General features: G+C 58.9%; 21 protein-coding genes and 2 pseudogenes. 19 read left to right on the plus strand and 4 right to left on the minus strand.

Annotation, left to right across the window (positions count from 1 at the left end; all coding sequences use genetic code 11):
• Positions 1-497: 497 nt before the first annotated feature.
• The 6 genes from CKW18_RS18420 (at position 498) to CKW18_RS18445 (ending at position 6,652) form a co-directional block, all read left to right on the plus strand.
• A complete protein-coding gene (locus CKW18_RS18420) occupies positions 498-704 on the plus strand; it encodes a 4-oxalocrotonate tautomerase family protein (RefSeq protein ID WP_095190111.1) in 207 nt (68 codons plus the stop codon).
• 94 nt (positions 705-798) lie between these two features.
• Positions 799-1,509, plus strand: coding sequence for an SDR family NAD(P)-dependent oxidoreductase (locus tag CKW18_RS18425; protein WP_095190112.1), 711 nt, complete (start codon positions 799-801; stop codon positions 1,507-1,509).
• A gap of 113 nt (positions 1,510-1,622) precedes the next feature.
• A complete protein-coding gene (locus tag CKW18_RS18430; protein WP_095190113.1) occupies positions 1,623-2,546 on the plus strand; it encodes a LysR family transcriptional regulator in 924 nt (307 codons plus the stop codon).
• A gap of 96 nt (positions 2,547-2,642) precedes the next feature.
• On the plus strand, positions 2,643-3,149 hold the full coding sequence (locus CKW18_RS18435) for a sigma-70 family RNA polymerase sigma factor (protein ID WP_095190114.1): 507 nt from the start codon (positions 2,643-2,645) through the stop codon (positions 3,147-3,149).
• Positions 3,146-4,114: a FecR domain-containing protein gene (locus CKW18_RS18440; RefSeq protein WP_095190115.1), complete on the plus strand. Its 969-nt coding sequence runs from the start codon at positions 3,146-3,148 to the stop codon at positions 4,112-4,114. The genes CKW18_RS18435 and CKW18_RS18440 overlap by 4 nt, the downstream gene beginning before the upstream one ends.
• Before the next feature lie 99 nt (positions 4,115-4,213).
• Positions 4,214-6,652 (plus strand): TonB-dependent receptor, encoded by a 2,439-nt coding sequence (locus CKW18_RS18445; RefSeq protein WP_095190116.1) that lies wholly within the window; start codon positions 4,214-4,216, stop codon positions 6,650-6,652.
• Positions 6,653-6,709: 57 nt separating this feature from the next.
• Here the strand turns inward: CKW18_RS18445 and CKW18_RS18450 are convergent, their stop codons facing one another.
• On the minus strand, positions 6,710-7,294 hold the full coding sequence (locus tag CKW18_RS18450; RefSeq protein ID WP_095190117.1) for a TetR/AcrR family transcriptional regulator: 585 nt from the start codon (positions 7,292-7,294) through the stop codon (positions 6,710-6,712).
• 210 nt (positions 7,295-7,504) lie between these two features.
• Between CKW18_RS18450 and CKW18_RS18455 the strand changes: the two genes are divergently transcribed.
• The 12 genes and pseudogenes from CKW18_RS18455 to CKW18_RS18510 all read left to right on the plus strand — a co-directional run bounded on the left by CKW18_RS18455 (position 7,505) and on the right by CKW18_RS18510 (position 18,322).
• The gene (locus CKW18_RS18455) at positions 7,505-8,182 is read left to right on the plus strand and encodes a type 1 glutamine amidotransferase domain-containing protein (protein WP_095190118.1); all 678 of its coding nucleotides are present in this window, start codon (positions 7,505-7,507) and stop codon (positions 8,180-8,182) included.
• A 118-nt stretch (positions 8,183-8,300) separates the two neighbouring features.
• Complete coding sequence (locus tag CKW18_RS18460) at positions 8,301-9,425, plus strand: alkene reductase (protein ID WP_095190119.1); 1,125 nt, start codon at positions 8,301-8,303, stop codon at positions 9,423-9,425.
• A gap of 186 nt (positions 9,426-9,611) precedes the next feature.
• Positions 9,612-9,695 (plus strand): annotated as a pseudogene (locus tag CKW18_RS31085) (DUF393 domain-containing protein); the annotation flags it as partial.
• An 84-nt stretch (positions 9,696-9,779) separates the two neighbouring features.
• Complete coding sequence (gene folE, locus CKW18_RS18470; RefSeq protein WP_095190120.1) at positions 9,780-10,334, plus strand: GTP cyclohydrolase I FolE; 555 nt, start codon at positions 9,780-9,782, stop codon at positions 10,332-10,334.
• A gap of 125 nt (positions 10,335-10,459) precedes the next feature.
• On the plus strand, positions 10,460-11,002 hold the full coding sequence (locus CKW18_RS18475) for a DUF3833 domain-containing protein (RefSeq protein WP_095190121.1): 543 nt from the start codon (positions 10,460-10,462) through the stop codon (positions 11,000-11,002).
• Positions 10,999-11,707, plus strand: a pseudogene (locus tag CKW18_RS18480) (SDR family oxidoreductase). Before CKW18_RS18475 ends, CKW18_RS18480 begins: the two are co-directional and overlap by 4 nt.
• A gap of 14 nt (positions 11,708-11,721) precedes the next feature.
• The gene (locus CKW18_RS18485; RefSeq protein WP_095190122.1) at positions 11,722-12,024 is read left to right on the plus strand and encodes a DUF6482 family protein; all 303 of its coding nucleotides are present in this window, start codon (positions 11,722-11,724) and stop codon (positions 12,022-12,024) included.
• Between the two features lie 28 nt (positions 12,025-12,052).
• A complete protein-coding gene (locus tag CKW18_RS18490) occupies positions 12,053-13,591 on the plus strand; it encodes a cryptochrome/photolyase family protein (RefSeq protein WP_095190123.1) in 1,539 nt (512 codons plus the stop codon).
• Between the two features lie 124 nt (positions 13,592-13,715).
• A complete protein-coding gene (locus tag CKW18_RS18495; protein ID WP_095190155.1) occupies positions 13,716-15,887 on the plus strand; it encodes a hybrid sensor histidine kinase/response regulator in 2,172 nt (723 codons plus the stop codon).
• A 7-nt stretch (positions 15,888-15,894) separates the two neighbouring features.
• Positions 15,895-17,139, plus strand: coding sequence for an MFS transporter (locus CKW18_RS18500; RefSeq protein WP_095190124.1), 1,245 nt, complete (start codon positions 15,895-15,897; stop codon positions 17,137-17,139).
• 185 nt (positions 17,140-17,324) lie between these two features.
• Positions 17,325-17,588 carry a hypothetical protein gene (locus CKW18_RS18505; RefSeq protein ID WP_095190125.1) on the plus strand — a complete coding sequence of 88 codons (264 nt, stop codon included), beginning with the start codon at positions 17,325-17,327 and terminating at the stop codon, positions 17,586-17,588.
• Positions 17,585-18,322, plus strand: a complete 738-nt coding sequence (locus CKW18_RS18510; protein WP_095190126.1) for a Fic family protein — start codon at positions 17,585-17,587, stop codon at positions 18,320-18,322. Before CKW18_RS18505 ends, CKW18_RS18510 begins: the two co-directional genes overlap by 4 nt.
• Before the next feature lie 96 nt (positions 18,323-18,418).
• On the opposite strand, the gene ycaC is transcribed toward CKW18_RS18510, so the two are convergent.
• A complete protein-coding gene (gene ycaC, locus CKW18_RS18515; protein WP_095190127.1) occupies positions 18,419-19,051 on the minus strand; it encodes an isochorismate family cysteine hydrolase YcaC in 633 nt (210 codons plus the stop codon).
• 370 nt (positions 19,052-19,421) lie between these two features.
• Here ycaC and CKW18_RS18520 point away from each other — a divergent pair, with 370 nt between their 5' ends.
• On the plus strand, positions 19,422-20,171 hold the full coding sequence (locus CKW18_RS18520) for a LuxR C-terminal-related transcriptional regulator (protein WP_095190128.1): 750 nt from the start codon (positions 19,422-19,424) through the stop codon (positions 20,169-20,171).
• A gap of 114 nt (positions 20,172-20,285) precedes the next feature.
• On the opposite strand, the gene CKW18_RS18525 is transcribed toward CKW18_RS18520, so the two are convergent.
• Together CKW18_RS18525 and macA are read right to left on the minus strand one after the other, a co-directional pair.
• Positions 20,286-22,244, minus strand: a complete 1,959-nt coding sequence (locus CKW18_RS18525; protein ID WP_095190156.1) for a MacB family efflux pump subunit — start codon at positions 22,242-22,244, stop codon at positions 20,286-20,288.
• Between the two features lie 2 nt (positions 22,245-22,246).
• The gene (macA, locus tag CKW18_RS18530) at positions 22,247-23,395 is read right to left on the minus strand and encodes a macrolide transporter subunit MacA (RefSeq protein ID WP_095190129.1); all 1,149 of its coding nucleotides are present in this window, start codon (positions 23,393-23,395) and stop codon (positions 22,247-22,249) included.
• Positions 23,396-23,406 lie beyond the last annotated feature (11 nt).

Consider the following 23,406-nt stretch of genomic DNA (forward strand, 5'->3'; position numbering starts at 1 on the left):
TGGAAAAACGCTATGAATCAGTTTGCGATTTTGTACGGAGATCGATTCATCAGGTCAAACTGGTGAAATGAAGGCCTGCCTAACGGCAGGCCATTACCAGCCCGCACACAAAAAATCTGACACTCTCTCAGGTATCAAACTCCGTGCCAGACTCTCAAAAGCCCTTTCCCATCAAAGTGTTAAACAAACGTCTGCCGCGATCGCCAAAATTCAACCACGTCAAACCACGAAAAGTGCGCAACTTCTTGCGCAGTACTGTGCAAGAAGTTGCGCACTTGGCTGGAAGCCACGCATCACAAGGCCTGCAACGATTTTGACTGATAAAAACACCGAGGGCACTGCGCAACTTCTTGCGCACTTCGCCGAATACTCCCATTTGATACACCGCATCACAAATGAAGTACCTCAAGCCCTATTTATCAATCGTCAGCCACTTCTTAAAGTTCTCTCCAACAGCAGCCCATCATCCCGACAGGCCTGCGACTGGAGATATCCCAATGCCTTTCATCAGCGTACGCATAACCCGTGATGGCGTCACTCGGGAGCAGAAAGCCCAGGTGATCAAGGAAATCACCGAAACAATGCAAAGGGTGCTGAACAAGGATCCGCAACTCACGCACATCGTCATCGAAGAAGTCGACACGGACAACTGGGGTTATGCCGGCATGACCACCACGGAGTACCGCAAAACCCGCATCGATTAACGCCAGCCGTTCCGTCAGGCAGCACCGTTATCGCCCACGTCTGGCGTTCGAAAATCTGTTCACTCAATTCATTTCGATTACATGAGGAATCATCATGAGCACGTCCAATAAAGTCGTAGTGATTACCGGCGCATCGCAAGGCATCGGCGCTGGCCTGGTCAAGGGTTTCCGTGATCGCGGTTATCAAGTGGTCGCCACTTCCCGCTCCATCAAACCGTCTACCGACCCGGATATCCTGACCGTGGCTGGCGACATCGCTGATCCTGAAACCGCCGAGCGTGTTATCCGCGAAGCCGTCGCCCGCTTCGGTCGGATCGACACGCTGGTCAACAATGCGGGCATCTTTGTCGCGAAGCCGTTTACCGCTTACAGCAAAGAAGATTACGCCCAGGTCGTGGCCACCAACATGAGCGGCTTCTTCCACATCTCGCAACGGGCGATTGCCGAAATGGAAAAGCACAGCAGCGGCCACATTGTCAGCGTGACCACCAGCCTGGTGGATCATGCCATCGACGGCGTACCGTCGGTGCTGGCCTCGCTGACCAAGGGCGGCATCAACGCGGCAACCAAATCGCTGGCCATCGAGTACGCCAAGCGCGGCATTCGGGTCAACGCCGTGTCGCCCGGCATCATCAAGACGCCGATGCATGGCGTGGAGACTCACGCAGCGCTCGGCAGCCTGCACCCGGTTGGCCATATGGGTGAGATCGATGACATCGTGCAAGCGATCCTCTATCTGGACAGTGCGAATTTCGTGACCGGTGAGATTCTGCACGTCGATGGCGGTCAGAGCGCGGGGCATTGATTGCGCTATTGTCCCTGCAACAAGGAAACGGCGCCGTCGGTGTATACCGGCGGCGCCGTTTCATGTAGTAAACACCGGGATGAAATGTCTGTTGAGACTCGGTGTCCTCCCTTATGAAACGCCACTTTGATGACTTGCAATTGGGCAGTATCGAACTGTTTTGCCTCGCCGCTGAAGCGGGTAGCTTCACCGCGGCCGCGCAGCTTGCCGGGGTGACGCCGGCAGCGGTGAGTCGGTCGATTTTGCGTCTGGAACAACGGTTAGGCTCTCGGCTGTTTACCAGAACCACGCGCAGCATCCGCTTGACCGATGCAGGTCGAAACTTTTTCGTCCAGTGCAGCCAGGCGCTGACGCAATTGGTCGAAGCCCAACAGCAAGTCATGGGCGCGCAGACCACCGCGTCAGGGCGGTTGCGCATCAGCCTTCCGACCACTTACGGGCATCACCGCATCCTGCCGCTGCTGCCGAAGTTTCGCGCGCTGTATCCCGAAGTGACCGTGGATATTCACTTGGGTAATCGCAACATCGACTTCGTCGCGGAGGGCTACGATCTGGCGATCCGCGTCCGGGCACAACCAGACTCGACGATGATTGCGCGCCTGCTGGAGGACGCGCAACTGGTGGTGGTTGCCTCCCCGGACTATCTGCACAAGGCGGGTACGCCGCTGACGCTCGAAGACCTGGATCAGCATGAGTGCATCCAGTTCGAACTGCCCAGCAGCGGGCGACGGATCTCCTGGCTGTTTCAGGAAAAGGGTCAGGATCGTGAGGTGTTTTCCAACGGTGGTTACGCCTGCTCAGACGATGTGCTCGGCGGCGTCACGCTGGCCAAACATGGTGCGGGGCTGTTTCAGACCTACCGATTCATTGTCGAACAGGAACTGGCGGACGGCCGCCTCGTCGAGGTGCTTCAGCCCTATGGCGGTCGCTCAAGGCCTTACACCTTGCTCTACCCGCACGGTCGCTATGTGCCGCAACACGTACGGGCCTTCGTCGATTTCCTCCTGCAATACCGGGATCAATGGGCGGCGCTTTAGCAACAAATACGCCGGACACCAGAGAGCGATTGCACTGGCTCTGGCCACGCAGGTAGTATTGAGAGAGATTCTCACTAACATCTGGAAAGCCCACCAGTGCACCCTTCTTCGTCCAGCAAGCTGGGATTCTTTTTCAGCGATCATCATCGATGGCTGCTGCAGCACATCAACCGGCAGGTGCGCAATCACGCGGACGCCGAAGACACCGCCGCCGATACGTTTTGCCAGTTGCTGGCGACGCGTGTCGACCCCGACAGCATCGAGCAACCCCGCGCTTATCTGTCGACCATTGCGCGCCGATTGATCTTCGACCGCCATCGCCGGCGCAAGCTGGAACTGGCTTATCTTGAGCGTCTGTCGGCCCTGCCCGAAGCATTGGCGCCCTCCCCTGAAGAACAACTGCAATTGATCGAAGCGCTGGTGGCCATCGACCGCGCCATCGACGGCTTGCCGTTGATCGTCAAGGCCACGTTCCTCTACAGCCAGCTGGATGGGCTGAGCTACGTGGCGATTGCGCAGAAACTGGGGCTGTCGGAACGCACCGTCAGTCGCTACATGAAACAGGCCTTGCGCCAGTGTTATTTGTGCGAAGTGGCGCCATGAGCCCGCCACGCCTGGACCCGGTCAGCGAACAGGCCATCGACTGGATGGTCAAGCTTCGCGCCGGCACGCCCGACGCTGCATTGCAACAGCGCTTCGACGCCTGGCTGGCCAAGGATCGGGCGCACAGCCAGGCGTGGGAAACCTTGCAGGAGCGCCTCGGCGGCTCGTTCAACACGGTTCGCGCGCTGGATCGACGCTTGCCCGGTCAGGCGGGTGAGGCTCGTCAGGTGTTATTGCAGCCACAGGCTTCGCGCCGCGACGCCTTGCGGGTGATTGCAGGCCTCGGTCTGCTGGGTGGCAGTCTGTTTCTGGGTAGCAAAACCCGCTTGGGTGAAACGCTGCTGGCTGATCTGCACACCCGGCGCGGCCAGCGGCAGACGTTCAATCTGGCCGATGGCAGCCGCCTGAGCCTGAACGCCGACAGCGCGGTGGATTTGCGTTTCGATGATGCACAACGCGTGGTCATCCTGCGTCACGGCGAATTGGTGATCGATGTCGCGCCTGACTCGCGCCGCCCGCTGATCGTGCGTACTGCCGAAGGCGAAATGCGAGCACTGGGCACACGTTTTCTGGTCTCCCAGGAACCGGACGCCAGCCGCCTCGTGGTGTTGCAGCATTCGGTCCAGGCGCGCTTGTTCGATGACACCACGCAAGTGGTTCGTGAAGGTCAGGCGGTCGTCCTTACCTCGCGCACGATCACTTTTGCCAGCGACGACGAACGCCGGCGCGCCGACTGGTTGAACGGAAAGTTGAATGTGCTGGATGAATCACTGGAGCGCGTGGTCGATGCGCTGCGCCCTTACAGTCGCGGCTTCGTGCGCGTGGCCCCCGAGGTTCGGAGCTTGCGTGTTCAGGGCGTGTTCCCGCTGGATGACGCCGATCGCACCTTGAGCGCGCTGGCCGAAACCCTGCCGATTCGCGTCAATCGCTACAGCCCGTGGCTGACCTTGATCAGTAAAAAGTGAGGGATGAAAAGTTTTTTTGAAAATCGTTCTTGTTTGTGTCCGGTTTTCATTTCTCATCCCTCCTATCTCCTGACACTTTCATAAAAACAGGAGATTGTTGTGCTCAACACGTGGCCCCGTACCCTTTCCGTCGCCGTTGCTCTGACAACGCTGGCGAGCTCAGCACTGGCGCAAGACCTGAGCTTCAACCTGCCGGCTGGCCCCCTCGCCAATACGCTCAATGCGATTGCCGGCCAGAGCGGGCAAATCATTTCGCTGGAACCATCGCTGGTACAGGGCAAACAGGCACCGGCGGTGATCGGCCAGATGCCGGCCGAACAAGCGCTGCAAAAGGCGCTGTCGGGCAGTGGTTTGCAGCTACGCGTCACGGGGCAAGGCAACTTCAGCGTCGAGCCGGCCAGCGCCAGCAACGCGGTGCTGCAACTGGGAGCCACCAACATCGTTGAGCGCAGCTTCGATGCCACCACTGAAGGTTCCGGTTCCTATGCCGCACGGGCTGTGACCATCGGCAAAGGCACGCACACGCTCAAGGAAATCCCGCAGTCGGTCACTGTAATGACCCGCAAGCAAATGGATGATCAGGGTCTCACCGACCTCAAAGACGCCGCCAACAAGACCACCGGTCTGGTCGGCGTCCAGGGCGTCGGCAAAGGCATGATCCTCACCTCACGTGGATTTCAGATTGACGACTGGCAGTACGACGGCGTGCCGATCCCGCGCAACACCTACGCGCTGGGCAACTGGGCGACCCAGGACCTGATCTTCTTCGATCGTCTGGAAGTGCTGCGCGGCGCATCCGGCCTGCTGCAAGGCGCCGGCAGCCCCGGCGGCGCGGTCAACCTGGTGCGCAAACGCGGCCAGAACGCCCCGACCGTGACCATCACTGGCAAGGCCGGCTCTTGGGATCACTATGGTTTGCAACTGGATGCCGGTGGGCCACTGAATGCCACCGGCACGGTGCGTGGGCGTTTCGTCGCCGACGAAGACCAGAGCCAGTCGTTCGTCGATTACGAATGGAGCAAGACTCACTCGCTGTACGGCGCACTGGATTTCGACCTGAGCGACGACACCACGCTGGGCGTGGCGGTCAGCCACTCCGACGGCGAGTCGCGACCGATGATCCGCGGCCTGCCGCGCTACACCGACGGCAAACCGCTGAATGTGCCGCGTTCCACCTACGGGGGCGCACGCTGGAACCATTTGGACATCGACGTCACCACGCTTTATACCGATCTGGAGCACCGCTTCAACGACGACTGGGCGTTCAAGGCCGGCGCCGTGCGCATGAGTGAAACCAACAAAGGCAAAAGTCAGCGGCTGCAAACCAGTGGCGACGGAATCAAGCCCGATGGCAGTGGTATTCAATACGCCGACTTCGTGACCGATTTCGACGCGACCAAGCTCGGTCTGGATACCAACATCACCGGCCACTTCGAAGCCTTGTCGATGGAGCACGAAGTCATGCTGGGCGGCAATTACGCCAAGTACACCTCCGACGATAAAATCGCCCGAACCTTCAACAACAATGCCACCGACACGATCTTCGGCATCGACCACGACCGTCAGCAAATCAGCTACGAAGGCTTGCTCAATACGCCGGGCGGCCGTGCCACGCCGAGCAAATACGAGATCAGCCAAAAAGGTCTGTATGGCAGTTGGCGAGTCAAACCGATCGAACCGTTGACCCTGGTGCTTGGCTCGCGGGTGAGCTGGTATGACTACAACTACCAGTCCGCGGCCCAAGTGGCTTTCAGCGACGTCGTTACGCCCTTCCCGGATAGCACCGCCAAGGAAACCGGTGTCGTCACGCCCTACGCCGGCATCATTTACGACCTGAGCCGCGAATGGGCGGTGTATGCCAGCTACACCGATGTGTTCGAACCGCAAACCAACCGCGACGCCAGTGGCCAGACGCTCAAACCGGTGGTGGGCAGCAACTACGAGGTCGGCCTCAAGGGCGAATTGATGGATGGCCGGGTCAACACGTCGTTGGCGCTGTTCCGCTATGACCAGGAGAACCGTGCCGTCAACGACCTCGCGTCAGGGATGATCTGCGACGGCTGGTATTGCTCCTCGCCGGCCGGCAAAGTCCGCAGCCAGGGGATCGAAGCCGAGATCAGCGGCGAAGTCCTGACCAATCTGCAACTGTTTGCCGGCTATACCTACAACACTACCAAGTACCTGGATGATCCCGATAACGAGGGCAAAGTCTTCAGTACCTGGACGCCGAAACACATGCTGCGGGTCTGGGGTGCCTACCAGTTCAGCGGCGACTGGGAGCGTGTCAGCACCGGCCTGGGTTTCACCACCCAAAGCCATACGCTGGGTTATGAACACACCTACGACGTCGCCGGTTACACCGTGTGGAGTGCGCGGCTCGGTTACCAGTTGAGCAAGGAAATCGGTCTGGCAGTGAACGCCAACAACCTGTTCGACAAGCGCTACTACACCGCTGCCTACAACCAGCTCAACGGCAACAACAACTTCGGCGACCCGCGCAATGTGATGTTCAGCGTGAAGTACACGCCGCAGTTCTGAGGCCTTTTTGCCACATCTATCCGCCGGATGTTGGTCTTCGGCGGATCAACCTGAACATCAGACAGCCAGCAGTTGCCGAGTGGTCGCCATCGACGTATTGAGCGACTGCCCCGTGCGTTGCAGCTTGTTCAACAAGCTGGCACCCAGCCACAGCTGATACAGGGTTTCCGCCAAGTGCCGCGCGTCCCCCGCAGGCAGACTCTGTTCAGCCTGGCCCTGCTCGATGCACAAGGTGATGCGAGCCACCACTCGTTCGGCGCCATCACGCAAGGTGAGGCGCATGGACTCGGACAGGTCGGCCACTTCGGCGCTGAGTTTCACCACCAGACACTCATCGCCATGCCCTTCAAGGGTGCAACGGTTCTGCCAGCCCTGCCAGTAATTCATCAGCCGCTCATAAGCCGTCAGCCCGGGCAACGTCAGACGCCGCTCCATGTCAGCCAGATAACCGACAAAGTAATCCTCGAGCAAGGCCTGGCCGTAAAGCTCCTTGGACTTGAAGTAGTGATAGAACGAGCCCTTGGGCACGCCGGCGGTTTGCAGGATTTCATTGAGGCCGACACTGGTGAAGCCCTTCTCGGCCATCATCCGGTGGCCGGTGTCGAGCAAGTGTTGGCGGGTATCGTCGTAGGTCGGTTTCATGGGGCGCAAAGTACCAGACAATAGACCAGTCGTATATTTCAAAGGAACGCAAGTTTGCCACACCTGTCACTGAAAAAGCTTCGGATAAAAAATTACTAGACGACTGGTCTAATTGGACTCTATGCTGCGCTCCGACAACTCATCTTCCGGTGTCGCCACTGCGCAAATCCGTTGCGCAGCGACGCCACCCGATCAACCCCAGGGTGCTCTATGAAAATCTTGATGGTTCTGACTTCGCACGATCAACTCGGCAGCACCGGCAAGAAAACCGGTTTCTGGCTGGAAGAGTTCGCCGCCCCCTACTTCGCCTTCAAGGACGCCGGTGCCGACGTCACGCTGGTGTCCCCGGCCGGTGGCCAGCCGCCGCTGGATCCGAAAAGCGACGAGCCCGACGCGCAGACCGCCGAAACCGATCGCTTTCGCAATGACCCGGCGGCGCAACAGGCGCTGGCCAACACCGGTCGCCTGGCGGATGTCAACGCAGACGATTTCGATGCCGTGTTCTACCCAGGTGGCCACGGCCCACTGTGGGATCTGGCCGAAGACCAGCAGTCGATCGCGTTGATCGAAGCCTTCGACCGCGCCAACAAGCCCCACGGTTTTGTCTGCCATGCGCCGGGCGTGTTGCGTCACGTCGTCAAGGCAGACGGCAAGCCGCTGGTTCAGGGTCGCGAAGTCACCGGTTTCACCAATTCCGAAGAAGCGGCTGTCGGCCTGACGGATGTGGTGCCTTTCCTGATCGAAGACGAGTTCCAGCGCCTCGGTGGCCGTTACTCCAAAGTCGCTGACTGGCAGGTGCATGTGGTGGCCGATGGGCAACTCGTTACCGGCCAGAACCCGGCCAGCTCCGCCGCCGTTGCCGAGAAACTGTTGAAAATGCTCGGCTGATGCCAGCCGCCCTGCTCTGCTCATAAAGAGCCGCCCGAACGCCGTGTACGTGTCACACGGCGTTCTTTTTAACCCGATTAATAGTCGACTGGTCTAATAAACCGTCACAAGGTCATCCATGAACAACAGCGTTTACTTCAATCCCGCCAAACTGGGTCTGCACACCCTGAAAAACCGCATCGTCCTGCCGCCCCTCACCCGCCAGCGCAGTACTCAACCGGGCAACATTGCCAATGAGCTGATGGCCGAGTATTACCAGCAGCGGGCCGGCGCCGGTTTGCTCGTCACCGAAGGCACGCAGATCGAACCCCGTGGCCAGGGTTATGCGTGGACACCGGGCATTCACACGCCCGAGCAAATTGCCGGATGGCGCAAAGTCACCAAGGCCGTGCATGCCGTCGACGGCGTGATCTTCGCCCAGCTCTGGCACGTCGGCCGTGTGTCCCACACCGCGCTGCAACCTGACGGCGCAGCGCCGGTGTCGGCTTCCGCCGTGGCCACTGATCGAGTCAGCGTGTTCATCGAAACCGCACCTGGCACCGGCGAACTGGTACCGCCGTCCGCTCCTCGCGCACTGAGCACCGATGAGGTTCAGGCACTCGTTCAGCTGTATATCCAGGCTGCGCGCAATGCGATGGAGGCCGGATTCGACGGCATCGAACTGCACTGCGCCAATGGCTACCTGGTGAACCAGTTCATTTCCGCCCACAGCAACCTGCGCACCGATCAGTACGGTGGTTCGCTGCACAACCGCCTGCGTTTTCTGCGCGAAGTGGTAGCCGGTGTCGCCGAGTGCATCGGCAAGGAAAAAGTCGGCGTGCGTTTCGCGCCGCTGTTCAGCACCACCGATGAAGCGCGGACTTACCTGGGCATGGTCGAGGAAGATCCGCACACTACTTACATCGAAGCGATCAAAGTGCTGGAAGAGGTGGGCATTGCCTATCTGTCGATTGCCGAAGCTGACTGGGAGAATGCGCCCGCGATGCCAAAGTCATTTCGCCAGGCGGTGCGCGCCACCTTCAGCGGCGCGATCATTTACGCCGGGCGCTACAACGCCGAGTCTGGCGCGCAGTTGCTCGATTCTGGCCTCGCTGACTTTGTCGCCTTCGGACGACCGTTCATGGCCAACCCGGACCTGCCCGCGCGAATCGCCAATGACTGGCCGCTGAACGCACTGAACCCGGCCACGGTGTATGGCGGCAATGCCGAGGGTTATGTGGATTACCCTGCTTACCCCGCCTGACGCAAAGATCTCGACAAAGTGCTCCCGCTCCTGCGGGAGCACTGCTTTACGTCGTCCAATCCGTCTCCCGTTCTGAGAGGCGACTGGATGTAACGCCTTCCCATCTTCACAAAAAGAAAGACGCGCCATTGTCAGCTCGATTATTTCGGCCTATCTTTATTAAAAACCTATACAAGGCATGCCGCAATGTATAACTCAGAGCCGTGGCCGCTGACGCTTTATTTTGACGGTGAATGCCCGCTCGCTGCGCGAGAAATCAAGCAGTTGCGCCAACCCTGACGGCAGCCGTCGTTGTCACGCCAGCCACAACTGTTGTCGCACTCCTGTCCTGTCGCAACGCCGCGAGAAATCCGAATGACTCAATCATTAGCCAATCAGTACCGTGAAATTCTTCTCGGCGTCGGTGAAAACCCCGACCGCGAAGGACTGCGGGACACGCCCAAGCGTGCCGCCAAAGCCATGCAGTTCCTGTGCGACGGCTACACGATGAACCTGGAAGGCATCATCAATGGCGCGTTGTTCGAGTCACAGAACGATGAAATGGTCATCGTTCGCGACATCGAACTTTATTCATTGTGCGAACACCACATGCTGCCCTTCATCGGCAAGGCCCATGTGGCCTACATCCCCACTGGCCGGGTGTTGGGGCTGTCGAAAGTGGCCCGGGTGGTCGACATGTTCGCGCGCCGTTTGCAGATCCAGGAAAACCTGACCAGACAGATCGCCGACGCGATCCAGCAAATTACCGATGCCGCCGGTGTGGCCGTGGTCATTGAAGCCAGGCACATGTGCATGATGATGCGCGGTGTGGAAAAGCAGAATTCGATCATGACGTCATCGGTCATGCTCGGCGCCTTTCGAGAGTCCTCCTGCACGCGTCAGGAGTTTCTCCAACTGATCAGCCGATGAGGTTGATTTCGTTGCGGGTTTGTCGAGTCAAATACGCCGGTAAACCTGTACAAGCATAGATAGCTGTACAAGCAATTTTATGGAATGTCCTCCACCTTGACCTGTGTATTCAGGGAGTAAAAACAATGACCCGTTTTTTGGTTTTACTGGCTCTGGTACTCAGCCTTTCGAGCTGTGGCAGCGTCGATGTCGGCCACTATGCCGACCAGCAACCAGCCTTCAACCTGGAGAAGTTCTTCAGCAAACCGGTGAAAGCCTGGGGAATGTTTCAAAAACGCTCTGGCGAAGTCGTCAAGCGCTTCGAGGTCAACATCGAGAGTCGCCGCGAGGGCAATAACCTGATTCTCGACGAGCGTTTCCTCTACAGCGATGGCACTCGCGAACGCCGCGTCTGGACCCTGACCCCGGAGGGTGCGGGCAAATGGCGCGGTCGCGCTGGCGATGTGGTCGGCGAGGCAGAAGGTCAAGTGGCCGGCAACGCCTTGCGTTGGCGCTACATCCTGAGCCTGCCGGTCGATGGCTCCGTTTATGAGGTGAGCATGGACGACTGGATGTACCTGATGGACGAGGACACCTTGATCAACCGCACCACCATGTCCAAGTTCGGTGTCGAGATCGGCCAGGTGACCTTGTTCTTCCGTCGCCAGAGTGCGGGAGACAATCAATGACTGATTCGCTCAGCATGAACTCCCTGGGCGACGGCTACCGCGCCTTGGTGATCGGCGCCAGCGGTGCGCTCGGCACGGCATTCTGTGACTGGCTGAAGCAGGACCCTCGGTGCGCAGCAGTTCGCGAGCTGGGGCGTAAAACAATTCCCGCACTTGATCTCGAACACCCGGAGACGATCGCCAGCGCCGCCGCCGAATTGGCGACAGAAGCGCCGTATCAGTTGATCGTGCACGCCGCCGGCCTGCTCCACCGCGACGCGATCAAACCGGAAAAAAGCTACAGCGCGCTGGAAGACGCAGCGCTCCAGGCCGTCTTTCAAGTGAACACGCTGGGGCCGGCGATGGTCTTGCGCCACTTCCTGCCACTGCTCGATCCCCAAGGTGCGATGGCGATGCTCTCGGCCAAGGTCGGCAGCATCGGCGATAATCTTGGGCGGCTGGTACACCTATCGCGCCTCCAAGGCTGCGCTGAACATGCTGATCAAAACCGCGGCCATCGAACTGGCCCGCACTCGCCCGCACAGCCGCTTGCTGAGCCTGCATCCTGGCACGGTCGTTTCGGCGCTGTCGCAACCTTTTCGCGGTGCATCGGCGGCCCGCCCCGCCAGCGTTGCCAGCCATGAACTCTTGACCCTGATCGACCGGCTGACGCCAGCCGACAGCGGCCATTTCTTTGCCTACGACGGAGAACGCCTACCCTGGTAGGCAAGGAGTTATCGATGAATCTGCAAACGCTCACCGAACGCGCCGCCAACAGCGAAATACGTGAACTGGAACTGCTGTCGCTGGAAGGTGGTTTTTATCTGGCGCGCATCCGCATGGATGACGGCCAGTTCACCTTGCTCGACGATGCCGCCAAACCCATGCGCCTGCGTTCAATCAGTCATCTGCGGGACTTGCTGCAAACCGTTCCGGCATTTCCCTGCGTGTTGGTGCAGCAATGTGTCCACGACGAAATGTGCGGTCGGGATTCAGGCCCGGTCGAAGAGTTGCGGCTGCCTTTTTCGCTGACAGCAACTTGATGAACCGCACGCTGCCGGAATGTTGCCAATGAGCAAGGTCAATCGCTTGTGCCTGATCCTCGGTGATCAGCTGTCGTTTGACCTGGCTTCACTGCAGGGGCTCGACCCCGAACAGGATGCGGTGCTTATGGTCGAGGTGATGGAGGAAGCCAGCCATGTGCCTCATCACCCGCAAAAGATCGCCCTGATCTTCAGTGCCATGCGTCACTTTGCCAAGGCGCTGCAAGCCCGAGGCATGCGTGTGGAGTACGTCACGCTTGATGACCCGCTCAATAGCGGATCAGTGCCAGGCGAATTAGGTCGCTGGCAGACACGCCTGCAACCGGAAGAACTGCACGTAACTGAATGCGGCGACTGGCGCCTGGAGCAGTCTCTGCAGGACTGTGAGCTAGCCATTCATTGGCATGCCGATACGCGTTTTCTGTGCAGTCGCAGCGAATTCAGCACGTGGGCGTCGGGTAAAAAACAGCTGCGCATGGAGTACTTCTACCGCGAGATGCGCCGCAAGAGCGGCCTGTTGATCAATGGCGACGGCACGCCGGTCGGCGGCGCCTGGAACTTTGATGCCGAAAACCGCAAAGCCTTGCCCAAAGGGGTGAAAGCCCCCTATCCGACTGGTTTCGCCAACGACGCCATCACCCTCGAAGTCCTCGCACTGGTCAAGGAACGCTTCAGCCAACACTACGGTTCTCTGGATGACTTCAACTATCCCGTGACCCATGCCGACGCTCAATCGCTGTGGCATTACTTCCTCGATTATGGCCTGGCCGGGTTCGGCGATTACCAGGACGCCATGGCCAGCGATGAACCCTTTCTGTTCCATGCGCGGATCAGCGCGGCGCTCAATATCGGTCTGCTGGATTTGCGCCAGTTGTGCAGTGACGTGGAGTCGGCTTACTGGTCAGGCGGTATTGCGCTCAATGCCGCCGAGGGATTCATTCGGCAATTGATCGGCTGGCGCGAATACGTGCGCGGAGTTTACTGGCTGAAGATGCCTGACTATGCCCAAGGCAATTCATTCGGTAACCAACGGCCCTTACCGGAGTTCTACTGGACGGGCGAAACGCAGATGAACTGCATGCGTCAGACGATCGGGCAAAGCCTGAAACACGCCTATGCTCACCATATCCAGCGGTTGATGGTGACGGGGAACTTTGCCTTGCTCGCCGGCATTGCACCGAGCCAGATCTGCGAATGGTATCTGGCCATTTACATGGATGCCTTCGATTGGGTGGAGTTGCCCAACACCCTGGGGATGGTCATGCACGCCGATGGTGGCTATCTCGGTTCCAAGCCTTACTGCGCCAGCGGCCAGTACATCAACCGGATGTCTGACTACTGTCGCGATTGTGCTTACAAGGTCAGCGAAAGCACCGCTGACAACGCCTGCCCTTTCAATGCGCTGTACTGGCATTTCCTGATGCGCCATGGCGATCTTCTGCGCAGCAACCAGCGCATGGGGATGATGTACAAAAATCTCGATCGCATGCCTGAAGCCAAACAACAGGCACTTTGGCAACGAGGCCAAAAGTTGCTTGCCACACTGGATAACGGCGAGTCGTTATAAAACGGCGCGTCTGCGCCACTACGGGTGCAACTTAACCGTCAGGCGGCGTGTCAATGTGAGGATTCCCGGTGTTCGATTGAACCGAGTTGAATGAACTCAAACAACAATCAAGAAGGCTCGATTGGTGGAAATTCTGAAGCATCTTACCCGCGAGGAGCTTGAGGCAGAGGTGATGCGCCTGCGCCTGGCTCTGGAGAGTGGCGCGGCTGCAACCCCGGATATGGCCGCACAGCTTGCCGCCAGTCGAGTGGCGCTCGCCAATAGCGAGGCGCGCTTCAGTACCATTCTGGAAACCATCGAGGCCGCATTCGCCATCGTCAAAGTCAAATTCGACGCCGACGATCGCCCCGTGGATTACTACTTCGTCGAGGCCAATCCGGCGTTCGAACGTCAGTGCGGCGTCAACTTGCGGGGCAAATGGGTCACCGAGTTTGCGCCTAACCTTGAGCGTTTCTGGTTCGAGACCTATGGCCACGTGGCCAAGACCGGCGAGCCGGCAAACTTCGAAAACTACGCCAATACCTTTGAGCGCTGGTTCGATGTGCGTGCGGTGCGGGTCGGCGATCCTGCCGACCGACAGATCGCGATCTTCTTCAGCGACGTCACCGCCCGCCGGGATGCCGAGGAGCGGCTGCGTATCAGCGAGGCGGTCGCGCGGGAAAACGTCGAGCGCGTGCAACTCGCCCTCGCGGCCGGCGCCATTATTGGCACCTGGCACTGGGATCTGCCGACCGATCGCTTCACCGTGGACGAATCCTTTGCGAAGATTTTTGACCTTGACCCCAAGCTGGGCCGCCATGGCCTGAGCCTGGAACAAGTGGTGATGTCCGTACACCCCGAAGACCGGGATGGACTCACCTGTGCAATCAATGAAGCAATTGCCCGCGGTGGCGCCTATTCGCATCAATACCGGGTTCGCCGCGCGGATGGAAAATACAACTGGATCGAGGCCAACGGACGCGTCGAATGCGCAACTGACGGTACCCCGCTGCGCTTTCCCGGCGTGCTCATCGATGTTGAGCACCGGCGCAATGTCGAGGAGGAACGCGACCGCGCCAACGCCGCGTTACGTGCACTCAACGACACTCTGGAGCAGCGGGTATTGGCACGCACGGCCGATCTCATGCAGGCCGAAGAGAAACTGCGCCAGTCACAGAAAATGGAAGCGGTCGGCCAACTGACCGGAGGCCTGGCCCATGATTTCAACAATCTTCTGGCCGGCATCTCGGCCGCCCTGGAACTGATGCACAAGCGCATTGCTCAAGGCCGTTTCAAGGATGTCGACAAGTACATGGTGACCGCGCAAGGCGCGACCAAACGTGCGGCGGCCCTGACGCATCGCCTGCTGGCCTTCTCCCGTCGCCAGACCCTCGACCCACGGCCGACTGACGTAAACAGCCTGATCGTCGGAATGACCGAGTTGATCCAGCGCACCGTCGGCCCGAGCATTCGTTTGAATACGGTGGCTGCACCCGGCCTCTGGAACGCGCTCGTGGACGCCAGCCAACTGGAAAACGCCCTGCTGAATCTGTGCATCAACGCCCGCGATGCGATGCCCGATGGCGGACGCATCACGGTGGAAACCGCCAATCGTTCGATTGAGAGCGAATCAGCCCGCGCCCTGGATATGCCCGCTGGCGAATACCTTTGCCTGTGTGTCACGGACACCGGCACCGGCATGAGCGCTGATGTCATCGCCAAGGCATTCGACCCGTTTTTCACCACCAAGCCGCTCGGCCAAGGCACGGGGCTGGGGCTGTCGATGATCTACGGGTTCACCAAGCAATCTGGCGGTCAGGTGCGGGTGCATTCGCAAGTGGGCCAAGGCACAGAGATGTGCATCTACCTCCCTAGGTATCGCGGCCATGCTCTACAACAGCAGGATCCTATGGGCAGCACTACAACGCCGCTGGCCAAAACAGGTGAAACCATCCTGATTGTCGACGACGAACCGACGGTGCGGATGCTACTCAAAGACGTGCTCAGCGAACTCGGCTACAACCTGCTGGAAGCGGCCGACAGCATCGAAGGGCTCGAAGCGTTACGCTCCAGCGCCCACATCGACTTGCTCATCACCGATGTCGGTTTGCCCGGCGGCATGAACGGGCGGCAGATGGCCGATGCGGGCAAACAGATCAGGCCGAGATTAAAAACCCTGTTCATCACCGGCTATGCCGAAAACGCCGTGATCGGCAGCGGCCAACTGGGGCCCGGAATGCAAGTGCTGACCAAGCCGTTTGCCGTCGATACCCTGATTACCCGCGTGAGCAACTTGATGTCCGCCAAACTGGAATGAGGCTGCCGTGAGCAATCATCTGGATCGCCGCAATAACCTGTCGCTGGACAGCCTCAATTTTTTCCTCGCGGATGTGCGCGACGGCCTCGGGCCCTATCTGGCGATTTACCTGTTGGCGGTGCATCACTGGGACCCGGCCAGCATCGGCGTAGTGATGACGATTGCCGGGGTCGCGGCGCTCATCACCCAGACGCCCGCCGGCGCGCTGGTCGACAGTACCCGAGCCAAACGCGCATTGATTGCGATCGCAGCGCTGCTGGTGACGGGAAGTTGCCTCGCGTTGCCCTTCGTGACCTCCTTCAGCCTCGTAGCGCTGACCCAGGCCCTGAGCGCTGCAGCGGCTTCGATCTTCGCCCCGGCCATTTCCGCCATCACCCTGGGCATGACGGGACCACGGGCGTTCACGCGACGAACCGGGCGCAATGAAACCTTCAACCATGCCGGCAATGCCTGCGCCGCACTGCTTGCCGGCCTGTTCGCTTATCTGTTCGGCCCCGTCGCGGTGTTCTATTTGATGGCGGCCATGGCGCTGGCCAGCGTCATCGCCATCAACTTCGTGTCGGCACAAGCCATCGACCATGAACTGGCCCGCGGCCTCGAACCGGCGAACGCAGGCCACGGCCAGCCTTCCGGGTTTTCCGTGCTGCTGACCAACAAATCGCTGCTGCTGTTTGCCGTGTGCTGCGCGCTGTTTCACCTGGCGAACGCGGCGATGCTGCCATTGGTGAGTCAGAAACTCGCGCAAACCAATTTGCAGATGGCCACACCGCTGACCTCCGCCTGCATCGTTGCGGCTCAACTGGTCATGGTTCCGGCGGCGTTACTGGTCGGCGCCAAAGCCGACGTGTGGGGACGCAAGCCACTGCTGCTGGCAGGCTTTGTGATCCTGCCGATACGCGGCGTGCTCTACACGTTGTCCGACGATCCGTATTGGCTGGTCGCGGTGCAAATGCTCGATGGCGTTGGCGCGGGTCTGTTCGGCGCGTTGTTCCCTGTAATGGTCAAAGACCTCACCCACGGCACCGGGCATTTCAACATCAGCCTCGGCGCACTGACCACCGTGTTCGGCCTGGGCGCGGCGCTAAGCAATGGCCTCGCCGGGTTTGTCGTGCAAGGGGCTGGCTACAGCGCCGCGTTTCTGACATTGGCCGCGATTGCGGCTCTGGCGGTAATCCTGCTTTGGGTGGGGGTACCGGAAACGTTGCGTGAAAGGGAGCGTCACTCACAAAACCCTGTAGGCACTGTCGAGTAAAACGAGGCTGCGATCTGTTGATCTTGATAAAACCAAGATCAACAGATCGCAGCGTATTGCAGCGCGAAACGCTACGCACAAACCGTTACTAGATCGGCGATAATGATCTGCTTGCGACCGGCCGCCACAATGCTTACGAAAATGACGCCATGCTATGCTCTGAAAGAGAACATAAGGGGTTCCCAATGACCAGATCAGCCACTGGCAGCGTTGCGACTGAAGTTCGCCAACTCGCCAAAGAAAATGAGATTACCGCCGAGCGCGACAGCCTAAGCCGTATGGCCGCTACGATTACGCGCTTGGCCGGTGATGCCGTGGAACTGGATAGCATTGAGCAACTGCTCGTCAACCTCAAAAGAAAAGGTGTTCTGAGCAAGACAGAAATCATGGCTCTGCAAGGCCGCTATCTGCAGGAAAAGAGGCGTTGCGAAAAGCAGATCAGCGCATGACTTTCGACCCTTTCGGCGATTTTGAAACTGAAGGCTATCTTCAAAACTCGCTCAAACTCAAAGACCCCATTGAAGTAAAGGAATCGGAGCACCTCGCCTTCGAAGCCAGCATCGACGACGCTCTTGCCTATCTCGCCAAGAAAAAGCCAATCGACTACAACGCCGTCCTCAAAACACACGAAATCCTTTTCTCCGGTTTTTACCCTTGGGCAGGGAAAGACAGAAATGAACTGGTCCCCCATTTGGCAGTTTTCAAGGGCACGAAGGATGACCCGCATCACACGATATTTGAGCGTCCCGAACTTATCAAAAGGTCCATCGAATATGCCCTTGAACTGGCGGCAAATCAAAAACGCTTCCGGACCCGTCCTGGCGAGGTGATGGGACAACTGGCATCTGCGCACCCTTTTCTCGATGGTAATGGCCGCACCATCCTGCTCGTTTACATGGAACTGTGCTTTCGGACCAAATTCGCTATCAACTGGTCAAAGACGAGCAAGGATGACTATTTGCGGGCACTCAGCGACGAAATCAGAGATCCTTTTCAAGGCCATCTGGATAGTTACCTGAAACCTTTCATCACCGATATCTTTAGCCGCGACGAATGGCCGGAAATGATTGGCGGCATAAAGGGGTTGGATGGACTGGATAAAGAAGGCATCACTTACGAGAGTCTGGACGATCCAGAGGTTCAGCAGCTTTATAAAACGTATCGTGCGATGCCTCTCGAATAGCCCATACTCCCGATAAATCTGCGCAGAATGTAAATTCCGACGTCAACGAACAAAAGCCTGCTTTTCAGGGCAGGCTTTTCGATTGGCGGCTTCGGCTTATTTTTGCTGAGCCGTGAGCGCCGCATAGCCATTCATCAAGTTGCGGTAGTTCGGGATGCGCTGCGACAGCAAGTTGCCCAAGCCTTCAATGTCGTTGCGCCAGTCGCGGTGCAGCTCACAGGCAACCGAGAACCAGTTCATCATCTGTGCGCCGGCCTGGGTCATGCGATTCCATGCGGCTTGTTGCACGGTGGTGTTGAAGGTGCCGGAAGCATCGGTCACCACGAACACATCAAAGCCTTCCGCCAGCGCCGACAGGGTCGGGAACGCTACGCAGACATCCGTCACCACACCGGCAATGATGATCTGCTTGCGACCGGTCGCCTTGATTGCATTGACGAAGTCTTCGTTGTCCCAGGCGTTGATCTGGCCTGGGCGAGCGATGTACGGCGCATCCGGGAACATCTCTTTCAACTCCGGCACCAGCGGGCCGTTCGGGCCTTGTTCGAAACTGGTGGTGAGGATGGTCGGCAGTTCGAAGAACTTGGCCAGATCGGCCAGCGCCAGCACATTGTTCTTGAACTCGTTCGGCGAGAAGTCCTGCACCAGAGAAATCAGACCGGTCTGGTGGTCGACCAGCAGAACCACGGCGTCGTCTTTGTTGAGGCGGTTGTAGGTTGGAGTGTTCATCTGTGCATCCCTTTATAGTTGTGGAAGTTCGTTTGCGTTCAAGATGGGCACAGATTACGGGTACTCCGGTGAGGGATAAATCGGCTGAAAAGCGTTTCACCGTCAACTGATACAGGACAATCCAGCGCTCATGAATGTTGATTCCGACCCCACCCCGAGCGTCCCTGCGATCCTCGTCATATCGTTGCCTGGCGTGACGGCTGAAACGGCAGGCGAAGCCATTCGGTTATGAGTTAATAACGCCTTCATTAAACGGTCGCTCAAACGTTGTACTAGCATAGGATCCAATGCTGCGATTTTTCGTCGTTCAAGGACACCGTCGACGACGCCGCAATAGCTTTATACCCAAGTAAATTCATGGATGACGTAGATGAATTCATATCTGTTCCCGCACATCGGCAAGGTTATCGCGAGCACCGGCAGCCGGCATTTCCCGCGCATGCTGCATGACCTGATCCTCACCCAACTGGCGGTCGACGCCACGCACATCCGGCAGGTGCGCCTCGAACCGGTCGGCCGCTCGGTCAATCGCAGTGAGCACGAGCCGATGCAAGACCCGGCACTGCTGGCCGAAACGGTGTATTCCGACCGCAGTGTCGCGACGGCCGACAATCTGCCGAACGCAGAATCATCGACTACTGCCGATGCCTCGCAACTGCACCTGACCCGGCGCAAGGACGGTTATCGCTATGTGATCTCGGTGTACCGCAACGGCCATTCGCAACGTTTTTCCGCACAGGAACGCAGCCTGTTGCAGGACATCTCCCCGGTGTTGTTGCCGATGGTGGAAAAGCACATCGATGCCCTCCAACCGGCCAGCCCTGGTGCAGAAAGCCCGGCCGAGCCTCGCGAAGGCACAGGGCTGGAAACCCTGCGAATGCGCTTTACCGAACGCTTGCAGCAATTGGGGCTGAGCCTGTCGAATCGCGAAACCGAAGTGTGCATCGGCCTGCTCGCCGGGCGCACGGCACCGGAACTGGCCGGGCATTTGCAGTTGAAGGTCAATACGGTGGAGAGCTATCTCAAGCGGGCGGCGATCAAGTTGGGGATCAGCGGGCGGCATTCGTTGATGCGCTGGATGTATTCGCCGCAGGAGGCTGCGACCTCGACGGCGGCCTGATATATCACCCCTGTAGGAGCTGCCGCAGGCTGCGATCTTTTGATCTTGTTTTTAAAAGCCAAAGTCAAAAGATCGCAGCCTTCGGCAGCTCCTACAGGGGATCGGTGAGCACCATCAGTCGCGAGCCAGGGCCTGGATCGGATCCAGCCGCGAAGCATTCCGTGCCGGCACGAATCCAAACACGATGCCGATCAATGTCGAGCAGACCACCGCAGTCAGTACAGAGGCCAGCGAGAACACCATCTCCCACTCTTTGATAAACACTGAAAACAGATGGCCGATGGCGTAGGACAGCGAAATCCCGATGGCCCCGCCCAACAGACAGACCATCACCGCCTCCACCAGAAACTGCTGACGAATATCTGACTGGCGCGCGCCAACCGCCATGCGAATGCCGATCTCGCGAGTACGCTCGGTGACCGAGACCAGCATGATGTTCATCACCCCGATACCGCCGACCACCAGCGAAATCACCGCAATCAACGACAACAACAACGCCAGCGAGCGACTGGTTTTCTGCACCGTCTGCAAGACGCTGTCGAGGTTGTTGGTGAAGAAGTCCTTGGTGCCATGGCGTTGTAACAGCAACTGGGTGACGTGATCTTCCACAACCTTGCTCGGCTGACCGTCCTTCATCCGCACACTGATACTGTCCAGATAGCGCTGGCCCAACACCCGCCCGGCAGCGGTCTCATACGGCACCCAGACGTTGAGGGTCTTGCCCGACGCGAAGAGGTTTTTGTTCTCCGCCGCCACGCCGATCACCGTACAAGGCAGATTGCCGATCAGGATGACCTGTCCCAGCGGATCAACGCCTGCGCCGAATAATCGCTGGCGGGTGTTGTGATCGATCACTACCACCTGGGCCTGGCGCCGTGCATCGCTTTCGCTGAACGCGATACCCTCGGCCATTTTGATCCCGCGTACCTGGAAATACTGGTGACTGACGCCGTTGACCTGAGCGTCCAGGTCGATATTGCGATAGCGCAGCAACAGACTGCGGCCGATCATCGGCGTAGCACTGTCGACGTAATACAGTTGATTCAGCGCCGTGACATCGGCGGGTGACAGGGTTTCGATCGTCGCGGCACGCTTGTCGCCAAAACTGCTGCCGGGGTAGATATCGATGGTGTTGCTGCCAATCGCCGCGATGTCCTTGAGCACGTAGTTCTTGGCGCCCTCGCCCACCGCCGAGATCGACACCACCGAAGTAATGCCGATGACGATGCCGAGCATGGTCAGCAAGGTGCGCATGCGATGCGATACCAGCGCGACCCAGGCCATGCTGAACGCCTCTTTGAACAAGCCGAGGCTGGCCACCATCCGGCGTGAGGCGGTGGCTTTGGGCGTCACCGAGGCTTCATCGGGCAGTTGGGCCGTGTCACGCACGTTGCTGCGGTCGCTGAGGATTTCACCGTCGCTGACCTCGATGATGCGCTCGGCATTGGCCGCGACTTTCGGGTCGTGGGTCACCAGAATCACCGTGTGCCCAGCGGCGTGCAGCTCCAGCAGGATGTTCATCACTTCCTTGCCGCTGGCAGTGTCGAGCGCGCCGGTCGGCTCGTCGGCGAGAATCACTTCACCGCCGTTCATCAAGGCCCGGGCGATACTGACCCGCTGCTGCTGACCGCCTGACAACTGGCTCGGCCGATGAGCCAAGTGCCCTTCCAGCCCCAGTCGAACCAATAGCTCACGCGCCCGGGCATGCCGTTGCGCCTGCGGAGTCCCCGAATAAATCGCCGGAATCTCGACGTTGTGCATCGCGCTCAGGTGCGGCAGCAAGTGATAACGCTGGAAGATGAAACCGAAGTAGTCGCGACGCAATTCAGCCAGCGCCTGATTGTCCAGGTCGCGGGTTTCCTGGCCGTTGATCCTGTAGCTGCCGGCGGTGGCGTAATCGAGGCAGCCGAGGATGTTCATCAAGGTCGATTTACCGGAGCCCGACGCGCCGATGATCGCAACCATTTCGCCGGCATTGATTGTCAGGTTGATGTTTTTCAGCGCCAGAAATTCACGGTCACCGGCGGTGAAACTACGGGTGATGCCGGTGAGCTGGAGCAGTGGTTGAGTCATGCTCATGCCCCCGCCACGTTGGCCACTGGATCACCAATCACTACGCGATCCCCCTCGGCCAGCCCCACATTGATCTGCACCTTGACGTTGTTGTTGATCCCGGTATGCACATTGCGCGACTGCGCGTGGCCCTTGGCGTCCAGCACCCGTACCGGAAAACTGCCATCGGCATTGCGCGGCCCGAGCGCCGCCGCCGGCACGGTCAGCACCGACTTGGCGGTGTCGAGGATAATGCGCACCTGCGCGGTCATCGATATGCGCAAACGATGGTCGGGGTTCGGCACCTCGAACAAGGCGTTGTAGAACACCGCGCTGCTTTGCTTCGGCGTACCGGCGGGCGGCGTTTCAAGAAAGTTCTGTGGCGCCGGGTCCGTGCCGCGCAGTTTCGCGTAGTAACGTTTGTCCTCGCCGAGAATGGTGAAATACACCTCCTGCCCCGGGGCGATGTGAATCACATCGGCCTCGGAGACCTGCGCCTTGACCGTCATGGTGTCCAGATCCGCCAGTTTCAGCAGGACCGGCGCCAGTTGGCTGGCGATGACCGTTTGCCCTTCCTGCGTCACCACGCCGACCACATCGCCATCGATCGGCGCAACAATCCGTGTGTACGCCAGATTGACCTTGGCCGTGTCGATCTGGATATGCGCACTTTTGATCTGCGCATCCAGCGACATCAGATTGGCCTGCTGCACCTGATAGTCAGACTCGGCGGTTTCAAAATCCTGGCGCGAGATCGACGCGTCGTCCTGCAAGTTCTTGTAGCGCTCGTAAATCGCTTTAGTCTGCCTCAGTTGGGCCTGGGTGGCGCGTTTCTGCGCTTGCAGGTTTTCCTCATCGACCTGGGCCTGACGCAGCGTGTTCTGCAACACCAGCGGATCAATTTCCGCCAGCCACTGCCCTTTCTTCACCTTGTCGCCAACCTTGACCTTTAGCGACTTCAATTGCCCAGACACCTGCGCACCGACGTCCACTTGTTTGATGCCTTCGAGCAATCCGGTGGCCAGCACCGCGTTTTCAATATCACTGCGTTCAACCGGAGCGGTCAGGTATTGCGGCGCCTCGGCCGGCGCCTGCACCGTGTAGAACGCCAATCCCGCTACCACCACCAACGCCAAACCCATACCGACTTTGCGCAACTTCGACTTTTCCATAAATGACCACA

The sequence above is a fragment of the Pseudomonas sp. Irchel 3E19 genome, assembly GCF_900187585.1.
In the GTDB taxonomy this organism is placed as follows: Bacteria; Pseudomonadota; Gammaproteobacteria; order Pseudomonadales; family Pseudomonadaceae; genus Aquipseudomonas; species Aquipseudomonas baetica.

Excerpts from the sequence above, each read along its gene's own strand:
- CKW18_RS18420 (WP_095190111.1), top strand. The coding sequence starts at position 498 with ATGCCTTTCATCAGCGTACGCATAACCCGTGATGGCGTCACTCGGGAG.
- CKW18_RS18425 (WP_095190112.1), top strand. The coding sequence starts at position 799 with ATGAGCACGTCCAATAAAGTCGTAGTGATTACCGGCGCATCGCAAGGC.
- CKW18_RS18430 (WP_095190113.1), top strand. The coding sequence starts at position 1,623 with ATGAAACGCCACTTTGATGACTTGCAATTGGGCAGTATCGAACTGTTT.
- CKW18_RS18440 (WP_095190115.1), top strand. The coding sequence starts at position 3,146 with ATGAGCCCGCCACGCCTGGACCCGGTCAGCGAACAGGCCATCGACTGG.
- CKW18_RS18450 (WP_095190117.1), bottom strand. The coding sequence starts at position 7,294 with ATGAAACCGACCTACGACGATACCCGCCAACACTTGCTCGACACCGGC.
- CKW18_RS18455 (WP_095190118.1), top strand. The coding sequence starts at position 7,505 with ATGAAAATCTTGATGGTTCTGACTTCGCACGATCAACTCGGCAGCACC.
- CKW18_RS18460 (WP_095190119.1), top strand. The coding sequence starts at position 8,301 with ATGAACAACAGCGTTTACTTCAATCCCGCCAAACTGGGTCTGCACACC.
- folE (WP_095190120.1), top strand. The coding sequence starts at position 9,780 with ATGACTCAATCATTAGCCAATCAGTACCGTGAAATTCTTCTCGGCGTC.
- CKW18_RS18475 (WP_095190121.1), top strand. The coding sequence starts at position 10,460 with ATGACCCGTTTTTTGGTTTTACTGGCTCTGGTACTCAGCCTTTCGAGC.
- CKW18_RS18485 (WP_095190122.1), top strand. The coding sequence starts at position 11,722 with ATGAATCTGCAAACGCTCACCGAACGCGCCGCCAACAGCGAAATACGT.
- CKW18_RS18490 (WP_095190123.1), top strand. The coding sequence starts at position 12,053 with ATGAGCAAGGTCAATCGCTTGTGCCTGATCCTCGGTGATCAGCTGTCG.
- CKW18_RS18505 (WP_095190125.1), top strand. The coding sequence starts at position 17,325 with ATGACCAGATCAGCCACTGGCAGCGTTGCGACTGAAGTTCGCCAACTC.
- CKW18_RS18510 (WP_095190126.1), top strand. The coding sequence starts at position 17,585 with ATGACTTTCGACCCTTTCGGCGATTTTGAAACTGAAGGCTATCTTCAA.
- ycaC (WP_095190127.1), bottom strand. The coding sequence starts at position 19,051 with ATGAACACTCCAACCTACAACCGCCTCAACAAAGACGACGCCGTGGTT.
- CKW18_RS18520 (WP_095190128.1), top strand. The coding sequence starts at position 19,422 with ATGAATTCATATCTGTTCCCGCACATCGGCAAGGTTATCGCGAGCACC.
- CKW18_RS18525 (WP_095190156.1), bottom strand. The coding sequence starts at position 22,244 with ATGACTCAACCACTGCTCCAGCTCACCGGCATCACCCGTAGTTTCACC.
- macA (WP_095190129.1), bottom strand. The coding sequence starts at position 23,395 with ATGGAAAAGTCGAAGTTGCGCAAAGTCGGTATGGGTTTGGCGTTGGTG.